This is a genomic window from Cytobacillus sp. IB215316 (assembly GCF_033963865.1).
Classification (GTDB): domain Bacteria; phylum Bacillota; class Bacilli; order Bacillales; family SM2101; genus Nanhaiella; species Nanhaiella sioensis.
Window position 1 is genome coordinate 455,890 of the sequence record NZ_JAXBMC010000001.1, and the last position, 13,499, is coordinate 469,388.

Annotated in this window: 11 protein-coding genes and 1 tRNA gene; 10 read left to right on the top strand and 2 right to left on the bottom strand. The window is 34.4% G+C overall.

The genetic code is table 11. From position 1 onward, the window contains the following. Nucleotides 1-61 precede the first annotated feature (61 nt). Together SLH48_RS02075 and SLH48_RS02080 are read right to left on the bottom strand one after the other, a co-directional pair. A complete protein-coding gene (locus tag SLH48_RS02075) occupies nucleotides 62-412 on the bottom strand; it encodes a LysM peptidoglycan-binding domain-containing protein (protein WP_214480277.1) in 351 nt (116 codons plus the stop codon). 224 nt (nucleotides 413-636) lie between these two features. Further along, nucleotides 637-1,410: a DUF1189 domain-containing protein gene (locus SLH48_RS02080; RefSeq protein ID WP_320256838.1), complete on the bottom strand. Its 774-nt coding sequence runs from the start codon at nucleotides 1,408-1,410 to the stop codon at nucleotides 637-639. Between the two features lie 288 nt (nucleotides 1,411-1,698). On the opposite strand from SLH48_RS02080, the gene SLH48_RS02085 reads away from it, so the two are divergent. The 10 genes from SLH48_RS02085 (at nucleotide 1,699) to pstB (ending at nucleotide 13,378) form a co-directional block, all read left to right on the top strand. Next, nucleotides 1,699-3,324 carry a Na/Pi cotransporter family protein gene (locus SLH48_RS02085; protein WP_320256839.1) on the top strand — a complete coding sequence of 542 codons (1,626 nt, stop codon included), beginning with the start codon at nucleotides 1,699-1,701 and terminating at the stop codon, nucleotides 3,322-3,324. Nucleotides 3,325-3,613: 289 nt separating this feature from the next. Continuing rightward, complete coding sequence (locus SLH48_RS02090) at nucleotides 3,614-4,096, top strand: DUF456 domain-containing protein (RefSeq protein ID WP_320256840.1); 483 nt, start codon at nucleotides 3,614-3,616, stop codon at nucleotides 4,094-4,096. Between the two features lie 43 nt (nucleotides 4,097-4,139). Continuing rightward, nucleotides 4,140-4,213 (top strand) — tRNA-Ile (locus SLH48_RS02095). A 262-nt stretch (nucleotides 4,214-4,475) separates the two neighbouring features. Then, nucleotides 4,476-5,084 (top strand): superoxide dismutase SodA, encoded by a 609-nt coding sequence (gene sodA / locus SLH48_RS02100; protein WP_320256841.1) that lies wholly within the window; start codon nucleotides 4,476-4,478, stop codon nucleotides 5,082-5,084. A 399-nt stretch (nucleotides 5,085-5,483) separates the two neighbouring features. After that, nucleotides 5,484-6,776: an MFS transporter gene (locus SLH48_RS02105; protein ID WP_320256842.1), complete on the top strand. Its 1,293-nt coding sequence runs from the start codon at nucleotides 5,484-5,486 to the stop codon at nucleotides 6,774-6,776. 94 nt (nucleotides 6,777-6,870) lie between these two features. Continuing rightward, nucleotides 6,871-9,042, top strand: coding sequence for a penicillin-binding protein 2 (locus SLH48_RS02110; RefSeq protein WP_320256843.1), 2,172 nt, complete (start codon nucleotides 6,871-6,873; stop codon nucleotides 9,040-9,042). Between the two features lie 485 nt (nucleotides 9,043-9,527). Next, nucleotides 9,528-10,484: a PstS family phosphate ABC transporter substrate-binding protein gene (locus SLH48_RS02115; RefSeq protein ID WP_320256844.1), complete on the top strand. Its 957-nt coding sequence runs from the start codon at nucleotides 9,528-9,530 to the stop codon at nucleotides 10,482-10,484. A 117-nt stretch (nucleotides 10,485-10,601) separates the two neighbouring features. Beyond that, a complete protein-coding gene (gene pstC, locus SLH48_RS02120; protein ID WP_410629451.1) occupies nucleotides 10,602-11,510 on the top strand; it encodes a phosphate ABC transporter permease subunit PstC in 909 nt (302 codons plus the stop codon). A 37-nt stretch (nucleotides 11,511-11,547) separates the two neighbouring features. Beyond that, nucleotides 11,548-12,390, top strand: a complete 843-nt coding sequence (pstA, locus tag SLH48_RS02125; protein ID WP_413785382.1) for a phosphate ABC transporter permease PstA — start codon at nucleotides 11,548-11,550, stop codon at nucleotides 12,388-12,390. Nucleotides 12,391-12,550: 160 nt separating this feature from the next. Continuing rightward, nucleotides 12,551-13,378, top strand: a complete 828-nt coding sequence (gene pstB / locus SLH48_RS02130) for a phosphate ABC transporter ATP-binding protein PstB (RefSeq protein WP_320256846.1) — start codon at nucleotides 12,551-12,553, stop codon at nucleotides 13,376-13,378. Nucleotides 13,379-13,499: the final 121 nt, after the last annotated feature.

Genomic DNA, 13,499 nt, shown 5'->3' on the forward strand with positions numbered 1-13,499 from the left:
TTTTGCTCATAGAATATTGTAACAGTGAAAATACAAAATTGACAAGAATTTAACAGAATTCTTAAAAGTCATACAAAGGGAATTTATATGTTTGGCCTGCTTGCAATTGTTCTGGTTTTAAATTGTTATTTAAAGCTTCAAAATCATTTAAGAGCTGCTCCATTGAAACAGGAATGGGACCATTATATAACTCTTCGACAATAGATATCACTGTATCGCCTCTTTTAACCTTAACAAGCTGATGTTCCATTTGCTGTGTATTTAATGGTGATTCATCCCGATCAACGAATGGCGTATTTTCTTCTGTATTATTTTGTGAATTAATTACAGGTAACGAGCCAATGCTTATATCATAATAAAAGATATAAATAACAAATAAAAATAAGATAATGCCTATCATCTTTTTCTTCATTATTTCCACCCCGTTTGCATCGCTTTTATACCTATGTATGCATGTCCAAGAAAAATATTCCTAAAAATTTGTAAAGAATGCATATTAGTAATAATTAATAACAGTCTGAGCTAGTTATAATGTTAGGTTTACAATAGTTCTACCTACGTTATTTATTTAGGAGGAATTGTTAAATGAGGTAAAATAAAAACAGAGTAAGCCCTATTAGGTCTACTCTGTTTTGTTTATTTCTTCGGATTAGGTATTTGTTGAATGGCTAATGACAAAATGATAACACTTATCATAACATTTACCACAAATTGTGCAGGAAGTACGATGTGAAAAGCATCCATTAAGGTGAAAAATAAAGTCGGTATTGTTACACTATATGCAGATAAAATCCACGAATGTCGATATGTAATCTTTTTTGTTAAGACACTATTTATGATCAACCCGATGAACGCGAGTAACGTAATGCCTAGAAATTTCATACCGCTAGAAAAAATATACATGATAAGAATGAAAACAGGGATGATAATTATTAATAATGAGTCGAATGTGTTTATGAAATTTAGCATATCATCACTAGAAAATGATATATCCCCAAAGCTTGAATAATAAAATGATTGCTCATTGTCATTAGAAACATATACAGCTCTGTTTTTTAGCAACGCCAAGCCATCACCATCAATAATATTAACAGTGTCAATAATTGATATATTTTCACGACTATCGATGATTAACGAAAAATCATTTTTTGAAATGAGAATTGGTTCTTCGTCAAGGGTAGATAACTGACCATCCTCAATGTAAAAAGAAGGGAGGTCTGACTCAAAAACCTCATTCACAGTATTAACACCTTTAGAAATATCACTGGCAATAAAATATGCTGTAGGTATAATAGAGATTAATGTTAATAAAAACACATACAAAATTGTTTTTCCTATACCTTGAAAACGAAATTTAGCTATATCATTAGTTGAGTATAAGCTTTTAACTAATTGTCTGAAAATAGACATCTCAATAATCCCCTTTATTTTCTTTTTCTCTATCATAATTATTTTAGCGTGGTGAAAACTATAAAACAACGTCTAATATGAATGGTCATTTTATAAGTTGAAACATTGCTTTTTCCAGTTATTTGCGATAAGCACTAGCAGAAATTGTCCACCTTTCATTCGATTGTTAAGCTATTGTAAATTCTTTATTAAAAACCTTTACAATTCTAATGTATTTCGTTAATAATTGTATAGGGTTTTGTAAGCTTGTGTCGAAACTAGTCAGATAATTTTTCGGAGGTAGAAAAAGTGGAACTTGATGTTCAAAAGATGATTTTTGAATTTATTGGTGGTTTAGGTATCTTCTTATTTGGGATTAAGTACATGGGAGATGGACTGCAAAAATCCGCAGGTGACAAATTAAGAGATATTTTAGACCGCTTTACGACCAACCCATTTATGGGTGTCTTAGCTGGTATTATTGTAACAGTGTTAATTCAAAGTAGCTCAGGTACAACTGTTATTACAGTTGGTTTAGTCAGTGCTGGCTTTATGACTTTAAGGCAAGCAATTGGTGTAATCATGGGGGCAAACATTGGGACGACTGTTACTGCATTTATTATCGGTATCAAATTGTCAAATTACGCTCTACCAATTATAGCAGTAGGGGCTCTCTTACTCTTTTTCTTCAAAAATAAGAAAATTCACAATTTAGGTCAAGTAGTATTTGGCTTTGGTGCACTTTTTTATGGTTTGAAACTAATGAGTTCAGGGATGAAGCCACTACGTTCACTCGAATCGTTTGCTGAGTTAACAGTGAACATGAGTGAAATTCCAATTCTTGGAGTAGCTATTGGAACAATCTTTACTGTTATCGTGCAAAGTTCGAGTGCAACCATTGGGATATTACAGGAATTGTATGGTCAAGGTCTGTTGAGTTTAAATGCTGCATTGCCTGTTTTATTTGGTGATAATATTGGTACAACGATCACTGCGATATTAGCTTCAATTGGAGCATCAGTTGCAGCTAGGCGAGCTGCTCTGACACACGTATTATTTAATTTGGTTGGAGCAACTATATTTCTTGTTGGATTGAAGCTCTATACACAATTGGTTATTATGCTGCAAGAGGCATTTAATTTAAACCCAGAAATGACCATAGCATTCGCGCATGGAGCGTTTAATATAACGAATACGTTGATTCAATTACCGTTTATAGGTGTGTTGGCATATATTGTAACAAAACTTATACCTGGTAAAGATTCGGTAGTGGAATATAAAGCTAAGCATTTGGATCCTAACTTTATTGAGCAATCACCATCTATTGCATTAGGTCAAGCGAAAGAAGAAGTTGTTAGAATGGGTGAGTTTGCTACTCTAGGTTTAGAAGAGTCACATAAATATTTAAATAGCAATTTGCAGAAACATGCTGATCTATCTATGCAACTAGAGAGTGCCATCAATAATTTAGACCGGAAAATTACTGATTATTTAGTGTTACTCTCTTCAGCTTCATTGTCACAAAATGAATCAGAAGAGCACTCAGTGTTAATGGATACCGTACGAGATATTGAACGTATAGGTGATCATTTTGAGAATATTGTGGAGTTAGTTGATTATCAGCTATCAAATAAAGTGAAGATGACTGATTTAGCAAAAGCTGATTTAAAAGAAATGTTTGAATTAACAATTTCTACTGTGAAAGAATCAATTCAATCTCTTGAAGAAAACGATAAAGAATTAGCACGAGAAGTTGTGAAGAAAGAAGACAAGATTGATAAGATGGAAAGAACATTGCGTAAAAAGCATATTTTACGATTAAATGAAGGCAAATGCTCTGGACAAGCTGGAATTGTATTTGTGGACATCGTAAGTAATTTAGAACGTATAGGTGATCACGCTGTTAATATCGCTGAAGCGGTATTAGGAGAGTAAAAATAAGCATATAATCACAAGAGAGGTATGTTGGAAATCGAAATTGGATTTTTAATATACCTCTTTGTTATACGCTATTTTTCAATTCATTTTTCCGTTCCAGAGGCTTAAGCAAGTATACACCTAGTGTTCGTGGCATTTTGCTGCTTTAACATTTGCTCTTACAATACTCGATATACCGTCCATATTTAGTAAAAATAGCAACAACAGAGCCTTGTAAGTTAATTGACTTACATAAACAATCGGTGCTAGTATGAAATTGCTATTAACAAGTACAGGAGGCTTGGTGATGGAGTTATTGATTTGGATAATAGTGATTTGCTGTTTTATCATTTCTTTTGTTGGTTTAATATATCCGATTATTCCAAGTGTACTGTTTATCGTAGCAGGGTTCTTAATTTATGGGTTTCTAATTAGCTTTGAGCAATTTTCAACGTTATTTTGGATGATTCAAGGAACTTTTGTTTTGTTATTATTTGGTGCTGATTATGCAGCAAATCTAATCGGTGTCAAAAAGCTAGGTGGGAGCCAAGCCGCTGTATGGGGTAGTACAGTTGGCTTATTAGTAGGACCTTTTGTAATACCAGTAGCTGGGATCATTCTCGGGCCATTTCTAGGTGCTGTTGTAGCAGAGTTAGTTGTGCACAAGAAAAATGTTAAAGAGGCGACAAAAATTGGCTTAGGGTCATTATTTGGATTTTTAAGTGGTGTAGTGGCAAAAGGGTTCATCCAATTTATTATGATTATATATTTTTTATTTACTGCTTTGTAAAAAGTTTTACAATGTTAGTATGATTATATGGAGCTTTTGACATGGACCCTTAGCTCAGTTGGTTAGAGCTGACGGCTCATAACCGTCCGGTCGCAGGTTCGAGTCCTGCAGGGTCCATCTAAGCAAGCCTTTCAGGAATATATTGAAGGCTTTTTTTAGTTTGATTGAATGAGAAGAGTCAAAAATACATATAGTAAATTAGGGTTTGTTACAAGCAAATTAATTGAAATATTGTGGAAAATTTGCTAATCTATAAGCAACGAACTTAAGAAACATTCATGTTTAGTAATTATGAAAATGAATGTTGCACAGTTCACATTTTGTGTTCAAAAGTCTATGATTGAACACAGTTCATTACATAATTTGAGGAGGAATTATTATGGCATTTGAATTACCAAAATTACCTTATGAATATGATGCATTAGCACCTCACATTGACAAAGAAACGATGACAATTCATCACACAAAACATCACAATGCATATGTAACAAATCTTAATGCTGCATTAGAAGGAAATGAAGAACTTCTAAGCAAAAGCATTGAAGATGTAATGAGTAACTTGGACGCTGTTCCTGAAGCTGCTCGTACTGCAGTACGTAACAATGGTGGTGGTCATGCGAACCATAGCTTATTCTGGACGATTTTATCTCCAAATGGTGGGGGCGCACCTACTGGTGAGCTTGCAGATGAGATAAACAATAAGTTCGGAAGCTTTGACAGCTTCAAAGAAGCGTTTGCAAAAGCTGGAGCTACTCGATTTGGTTCAGGCTGGGCATGGTTAGTTGTTAACAACGGTGAGCTAGAAGTGACGAGCACACCAAACCAAGATACTCCACTTATGGATGGAAAAACGCCAATTCTTGGATTAGATGTATGGGAGCATGCATATTACTTAAACTATCAAAACCGTCGCCCTGATTACATTTCAGCTTTTTGGAATGTTGTAAATTGGGATGAAGTAGCTAAGCTTTATTCAGCATCGAAGTAAATAGTAAACAAAAAAACAACAGAGTGTATAACCTCTGTTGTTTTTTTGTTATAAACTTTTACTTAGGTTGTTTTTCGGCACAAATTATTGTCTTTCAATAAAAGTTAAACACGAATATAACTAACGTTTTGGGCATGTTTTCTTCTCATAGACATTTAATAATTAATATAAAAAGCAACAGTTTACGGATAAAGCCATTGCTAATTTATTTTAATAAATCCAATTGATGTTACGTTTATTTGTCAACATAATAATAGTTGTGTTCGTGTTTACCATTAATACGGCAACAATTTTTTCCTGCTTCATACATGTCATACATTTAAAAAGCCTATTTCTATATACATAACTAAATCGCCTAATTGGAAAACTACTTTGTAGATAAAGAAGGGGAGTTTTTCAATGTCGGCTTTACGCAAGTTAATTGGTGATGTGGATGTTAATAAGGATTTACTATTATTATTAATAATTGGAGGGCTGTATGCATTAAGTATTGCTTTATCAAATACATTCGTAAATGTGTATTTATGGAAGCAGTCAGGTCAATTTAAAGATTTAGGGATTTACAACTTATCAATTGTTATTATGCAACCATTAACATTTATAGTAGCGGGAAGATGGGCAAAGAAGATCGATCGCGTTCTCGTGCTAAGGCTAGGTGTAACATTTCTTGCAATATTTTTTATAGCCGTTCTTTTTTTTGGTGATCAAGCGTCTCGGTATTTAATCGTTCTTGGGGGACTGCTTGGAATTGGTTATGGGTTTTATTGGTTGGCTTATAATGTTCTTACCTTCGAAATAACTGAACCAGAAACACGTGATTTTTTTAATGGCTTTTTAGGAATTGTTACTTCATTTGGAGGGATGATCGGTCCCATAGCTGCAGGTTTTATTATATCTAGGATGGAAAAATTCACAGGATACACTGTTATTTTTTCAATATCTCTTGCATTATTTATCGGAGCTGTAATATTTAGCTTGTTTTTACAACCAAGAGCAGCAGAAGGTGACTTTGTATTAAAGAGGATCATCCAAGAACGAAGGCATAACAAGAATTGGGCAAATATTACAAATGCGCACTTTTTTCAAGGTGTACGAGAAGGAACCTTTGTCTTTGTTGTTTCTGTCTTAGTATTTATTACAACGAATAGTGAATTAGCTCTAGGGACATTTGGATTAGTAAATTCAGCAATTTCATTTGTTGCATATTATTTAGCAACGCGATTAATAAAACAAAAATATCGAAAAAAGGCAATCTTAATAGGTGGCTTGTTGCTATATATGTCCATTTTTTTAATATTATTTCATGTCACTTATACAAAGCTCATCATGTATGCTATCGCCATCGCAATTGCTTATCCGATGCTTTTAGTTCCATACATTTCATTAACTTATGATGTTATTGGCAAGGGGTGGAATGCAGCACAAATGAGAATTGAATATATAGTTGTACGTGAGTTGTTTTTAAATGGTGGAAGGATTGTCTCCATTTTATTATTTTTAATTGCAGTATCTTTTTTTGATGAACAAGTAAGTATTCCTATCTTGTTAGCCATCATAGGTACTGGCCATGCGTTCATTTATCTTTTTATAAGAAATATCGAGTTTGTAGATGAAAAAAATGTAGAATCAAATAAACAAGCTGACGAATGTACTCAACAAGTTGGAAATCGAGAAGGTGGTTCATCTGTATAGTTGAATTGCCTTTTTCATATTTTAACAATGGAAAATTCAGCTGCTATTATATAAAATAAATATTAATGAAATAATTAATGTAGTAGGTGAATGAATGAAAAAGAAACAGAAAAAAAATAAAAAGAAAAGGAATCATCTCCCATTTCGGTTGAATGTGTTATTTTTTATCGTTTTTTTACTATTTTCTACCCTGATTTTAAAGCTTGGTCTTACTCAGATCGTTTACGGGGAAGATTACAAACGTGAAATTGAAAAAAAAGAAGAGGTGACTGTTAGCGCATCCGTTCCAAGAGGAAAAATATATGATAGGAACGGTAATGTCATTGTGGATAATATACCGTTAAACGCGATTACATATACAGGTTTTCAAGGTACAACAGCGGATGAGCGTCTCGAGGTTGCGAGAGATCTTGCAATATTTATTGATAAGGATACTGAAAGTGTAACTGAACGTGATAAAAAAGACTTTTGGCTGTTAACACACCCTGAAGAAGCTTTAGAAAAAATAACAAAAGAAGAATTAAACAAAGAAGATGACGGTGAACTTGAAGCAAAAGATATATATAAGCTTCAGCTTGATAGAATCACTGAAGAGGAACTTGCCACAATAACTGGACAAGAGTTAGAAGTCTTAGCAATATATAGAGAATTTAGTGGATATGCACTCACACCACAAATCGTCAAAAGTAGAAGTGAAAATGAGAATGATGAAGTTACTGAAGAAGAGTATGCAGTTGTAAGTGAACATTTAGCTCAATTGCCTGGTGTGGATACGACCACAGATTGGTTACGTGAATACCCATACGGTGATACCTTTCGAACAGTATTGGGAAATATTACATCTTCAAAGGAAGGATTACCTTCTGAAGTAGAAGACTATTATGTCGCCAAAGAATATAGTCGTAATGACCGTGTAGGTAAAAGCTATATTGAGAAGCAATACGAAGAAGTGTTACATGGACAAAAAGAGAAGGTGAAAAATATTACAGACAAGGCAGGCAATCCACTTGATCAGGAAGTAATTACTGAAGGTGAAAACGGTAAAGATCTTGTTCTTTCTATTGATATGGAATTGCAAATTGCTGTTGAAAAAATTATTGAAGAAGAATTATTAAATGCAAAAAGCAAACCAGGATCTGCATTTTTAGACCGTGCTTTTGTTGTTATGATGAATCCATCAACTGGAGAAGTGCTTTCGTTAGCAGGAAAGCAATATACGACAAATGAACAAGGTGAAGTAGAGCTTTGGGATTATGCTATCGGGACCTTTCAAGAAGCTTTTGAAATGGGATCAACAGTGAAAGGCGCAACTTTGTTAACTGGGTATGAAACAGGTGTTGTTAATCCTGGTGAGAGGAAATTAGACGAGGTATTATATATTAAAGGTTCTCCCCAAAAAAAATCATGGGAGGTAATGGGCCGGATTAATGATCTTTATGCTCTTAAAAGGTCATCGAACGTATATATGTTTAAAATTGCAATTTCATTATTAGGTGGAGAATATCAAAGAAACCAACCTATACCATCAAATCCAGAAGCGTTTGATTTATTTCGCTACTATTTTAACCAATTCGGACTGGGAATAAAAACAGGAATTGATTTGCCAGGAGAAGGAACTGGTTATGTGGGACAAGACACAACCTCAGGTTTACTGCTAGACATGGCCATTGGACAATATGATACATATACGCCTCTACAGCTAACACAATATGTGTCAACGATTGCCAATGGTGGTTATAGAATTAAGCCTCAAGTTGTGAAGGATATTCATGAGCCATCTCCCGACCAAGAAGGGTTGGGACCTGTATTAAAAGAATTTGAACCTTTGGTGTTAAATAAGATTGACATGAAGACAGAATATATTGAACAAGTGCAAGAAGGGTTTCGTCAAGTTATGCAGGAAACTGGAGGAACAGCCTTCGGTCATTTCGGAGCGAGTACTTACAAACCTGCTGGAAAAACAGGAACAGCAGAGGTATATCCAGACGGAGAAACACTTGCATATAACTTAACATTAATTGGATATGCTCCATACGATAATCCTGAGGTCTCATTTGCTGTTGTTGTTCCAAACGCTGATACAACAGGTAAAAGTCAAATAAACAAAGATATTGGTAAAAGGATCTTGGACACATATTTTGATCTCAAACAACAAAGGGCAAGTGGTACAACACAGCAATCTACGGAAGAAGCTACTAATACAGAGTCGGAAGTAATTGATACAACAACTGAAGCTGAAAATGAAATTGAAAATGAAAATGAATAAAGGTTTACATTTTATAAAAAAAAGCACTTCAACCTTGAGTGCTTTTTTTGTGGTTTCACAATGAGTATTGTTTTCATAATAAGAAATAAATAGGTATCTATCATCATTTATGACTGCTTTTCTTCTTTATATAGTTAAATTAATACCACATCGTTTACAAAAAAGGTTAGTTGCTATGTTAATACAAATTAAACTGATCCTTAAAATCCACTCGACTTGCTGCTCTCCGAAGGATAAACACCTATATTCATACAGCTATTCTTCTATAAAACTACGACAATCCGAGAAAAATACATCTAGCTTGTCTAACTTACTATCATTAGCAATAATTTTTACGAAAAGAAGCTTATTATTCAACAAAGCTCAGCATAATATTCGATCTTTACAATAGTTTAACAAATGGTTAAAACCACATTAATAGTCAAGCGTTATTCTAATAACGGTAAGACAAAACAAACGAATTTTTCCTAGGGGGAATAATGAAGATGAAGAACTTTAAAGTTTTAGCATTATCAACAATGTTAGGAGCAACGATGGCTTTTTCAGCAGCTTGTGGCTCCGATGAAGCATCAGATGATAACACTCAATCTGAAGCTGGGGATAAACTTCAAGGATCGGTCATCATAGACGGCTCTTCTACTGTATTTCCTATTATGGAGGCAGTAGCATACGAATATTATAGTGTGCAACCAGAAGTAGAGGTTCCAGTTGGATTATCTGGTTCAGGAGGGGGCTTTAAAAAATTCGTCGTAGGGGAAACGGATTTAAGCAATGCTTCACGTCCGATTAAGCAAGAAGAAGCGGATATAGCTAAAGAAAATAATATTAAATATATTGAATTAGAGCTTGCATTTGATGGCTTAACAATTGTAGTAAACAAAACTAATGACTTTGCAAAAGATTTAACTGTTGAAGATTTACGAAAGATTTGGTTAGAAAACGATTCTCTTGAAACAAAAAAATGGTCTGACATAAATCCTGATTGGCCAGCAGAAGAAATAGAATTTTATGCTCCAGGCACAGATTCAGGAACATATGATTACTTTGATGAAGTCATTTTAGAGGAAAAACAAATTGAAGAAGATAACATTACGTTATCAGAAGATGATAACACGCTTGTCACAGGTGTTTCTGGTGATGATTATGCTATTGGGTTCTTCGGATATGCTTATTACCTAGAAAATCAAGATAAATTAACTGCTGTAAAAATTAACGGGGTTGAACCTAATGGGGACACAATTGAAACAGGTGAATATACACCATTATCACGTCCATTATTCACATATGTAAATGTTGAATCTTTAGGTGAAGCACAAGTATATGATTTTGTTCATTACACATTAGAAAATGCAGCTATAGCAGCTGAAGAAGTTGGTTACGTACGTTTACCTCAAGAACAATATGATGAGCAATTGGCAAAAATTGAAGAACACAAAAAATAAAGAAAGAACATGTAGTGAGAAGCGGTGGGTGATGCTTCTCACTCTGTTATGGGTGGAAAGGGGTTTTCATTAGTGGCTATCGAAAGACCAAATATAGATAGATATTCAGTCAAAGAGATGATCCAAGAAAACAAACAGAAAAAGGGCATTTCAAACATGGCTGAAAAGTTAGTACCAAAAATATTATTTATTACTGCACTTATCTCTGTATTAACTACGGTAGGGATTATCTTTACCCTTATATTTGAGACGATAACTTTCTTTAATAGAGTATCAATTGTAGATTTTTTTACGTCAACAGCTTGGAAACCATTCTCATCTAGTAATCCATCATATGGTATAGGTGCATTGATTTCAGGTACATTGCTAATTACAGTCATTGCAATGATTGTGGCAATACCGATCGGTGTTGCTTCAGCTATATTTTTGAGTGAATATGCTTCAGAAAAGACTAGAAAGATTATAAAACCGATTCTTGAAGTGCTAGCTGGGATCCCGACGATTGTTTATGGTTTTTTTGCATTAACGTTTGTAACACCTATACTTCAAAAGATTATTCCTGGTTTATCAATTTTTAACGCCTTGAGTCCAGGTATCGTTGTTGGAATAATGATTATTCCAATGGTTGCCTCATTATCTGAAGATGCGATGAGCTCGGTTCCTAATAAAATTCGTGAGGGAGCATTAGCTTTAGGTGCAACGAAGTTTGAAGTGGCAATCAAAGTTGTTCTTCCAGCAGCTTTATCTGGTATCATTGCCTCATTTGTCTTAGCTATTTCTAGGGCGATTGGTGAAACGATGATTGTAACTGTTGCAGGTGGTGCAACACCTACATTTTCATTAGACGTTACGCAATCGATACAAACGATGACTGCTTACATCGTACAAGTGAGTTTAGGTGATGCGGGCTATGGAACAACAATATATTACAGTGTTTATGCAGTAGGGATGACCCTATTCGTATTTACTTTAATAATGAATTTGATTGCTCGTTATATTTCACGCCGCTTCAGGGAGGAATATTAACATGAAGTTAATTGATAAAGATCGTGTTCAGCGCTTAATGCCAAGAAGACTATTGAAAAATAATTTGTATAAAATTCTTTTTTATGCTGCAACAATGTTTGGATTAGTTGTGTTAGCAATGTTATTGTATCGGGTATTGACTCAAGGATTAAGCTGGTTAGATGTAGACTTTTTACAAAATAATGCTGCTCCAAGAGCAGAACGGGCAGGAATTAAAGCAGCGTTAATTGGCTCGATTTGGCTAATGGCTGTCGTTGCTCCTGTTTCAATGATTATTGGTATAGGAACCGCTATTTATCTAGAGGAATACGCGAAGAAAAATCGTTTTAATGATTTTATTCAAACAAATATTTCAAATTTAGCGGGAGTACCATCAATCGTTTTTGGTTTATTAGGATTAACAGTATTTGTTAGAGCTTTACATTTAGGCACAAGTGTATTGGCTGCGGGGTTGACGATGAGCTTATTAATATTGCCAGTTATCGTTGTTGCATCACAAGAAGCGATAAAAGCTGTGCCGAATGAATTAAGAGAAGCATCTTATGGTATGGGGGCAACGAAATGGCAAACAATTCGTAGAGTAGTTTTACCTGCTGCCATCCCAGGTATGTTAACAGGTAGTATTTTAGCGCTTTCTCGTGCAATTGGTGAAACTGCTCCATTAGTAGTTGTTGGAATTCCAACCTTTGTTATGTTCTTACCAGATAATTTATTAGACTCATTTACTGCCATGCCATTACAAATATATAACTGGACTGGAAGGCCACAAGAAGATTTTCAACATGTAGCTGCAGCCGGAATTATTGTGTTGTTGATTGTCTTAATTGTTATGAATTCAATAGCTGTATTTATTAGAAATAGATTTGAAAAACGTTATTAAAAAGGGCAATTTTTTGAAAAAGTCCTCTTAACTAAATTACAACAGTAAAAACGAGGATTTATCCACGTAGGTATAATTTTAAACGTTATTAGTTCTAGCTATGAAAAGTCAAAGCAGCCTAAAAAATAGAGAACAATAAAATGATGATGGAGGGTTTTCAATGAACATTACAACGGTAAAACAACAAGATAGTAAAAGTGTAATAGATGCGGGTTCGAAGGCATCTGCTAACAAGGAAATTGTCTACCAAACGTCGAATCTTAATTTATGGTATGGAGAAGATCATGCATTAAAAAATATTGACCTAGATATAGCAGAAAATGAAGTAACAGCAATCATTGGGCCATCTGGGTGTGGAAAGTCGACATTTATTAAAACACTGAACAGAATGGTTGAGCTTATTCCTATTGTGAAGACATCAGGACAAATTTCATACAGAGGTAAGAATATTTTTGACAAGTCTTATCGGGTCGAGGAGCTTCGTACACAAGTAGGGATGGTTTTCCAAAAACCAAATCCGTTTCCAAAATCAATTTACGAAAATATCGTATATGGTCCAAAGATACATGGGATTAAAAATAAAAAGGTGCTGGATGAAATTGTAGAGAAAAGTCTAAAAGGAGCGGCAATTTGGGATGAGGTAAAAGACCGCCTTCATGAAAATGCATATGGTTTATCAGGCGGGCAGCAGCAACGTCTTTGTATTGCAAGGTGCTTAGCAATTGAACCAGATGTAATTTTAATGGACGAACCGACTTCAGCATTAGATCCAATCTCTACTTTAAAAGTAGAAGAGCTTATACAGGAGTTAAAGCAACAGTACAGTATTATCATTGTTACACATAATATGCAGCAGGCAGCTCGTATTTCAGAGAAAACCGCATTTTTCTTAAGCGGTGAGGTAATTGAGTTTTCAAATACTGATAAACTATTTTCAACTCCTAATGATAAACGAACTGAAGATTATATAACTGGTCGCTTCGGGTAAAGAGCGTTGGAAAAATAGGTCAAAAAATGACAGAGAAGAACCACTAGTGGAGAATTTACTTTTTTGAAGCTATTAGTATACGCTGAAATCGTATTTCATGATGAAGGAAGCCGATTGCAAC

Coding starts and splice junctions, on each gene's coding strand:
- SLH48_RS02110 (WP_320256843.1), top strand. CDS start 6,871: ATGAAAAAGAAACAGAAAAAAAATAAAAAGAAAAGGAATCATCTCCCA.
- pstC (WP_410629451.1), top strand. CDS start 10,602: ATGATCCAAGAAAACAAACAGAAAAAGGGCATTTCAAACATGGCTGAA.
- SLH48_RS02090 (WP_320256840.1), top strand. CDS start 3,614: ATGGAGTTATTGATTTGGATAATAGTGATTTGCTGTTTTATCATTTCT.
- sodA (WP_320256841.1), top strand. CDS start 4,476: ATGGCATTTGAATTACCAAAATTACCTTATGAATATGATGCATTAGCA.
- pstB (WP_320256846.1), top strand. CDS start 12,551: ATGAACATTACAACGGTAAAACAACAAGATAGTAAAAGTGTAATAGAT.
- SLH48_RS02080 (WP_320256838.1), bottom strand. CDS start 1,410: ATGTCTATTTTCAGACAATTAGTTAAAAGCTTATACTCAACTAATGAT.
- pstA (WP_413785382.1), top strand. CDS start 11,548: ATGCCAAGAAGACTATTGAAAAATAATTTGTATAAAATTCTTTTTTAT.
- SLH48_RS02115 (WP_320256844.1), top strand. CDS start 9,528: ATGAAGAACTTTAAAGTTTTAGCATTATCAACAATGTTAGGAGCAACG.
- SLH48_RS02105 (WP_320256842.1), top strand. CDS start 5,484: ATGTCGGCTTTACGCAAGTTAATTGGTGATGTGGATGTTAATAAGGAT.
- SLH48_RS02075 (WP_214480277.1), bottom strand. CDS start 412: ATGAAGAAAAAGATGATAGGCATTATCTTATTTTTATTTGTTATTTAT.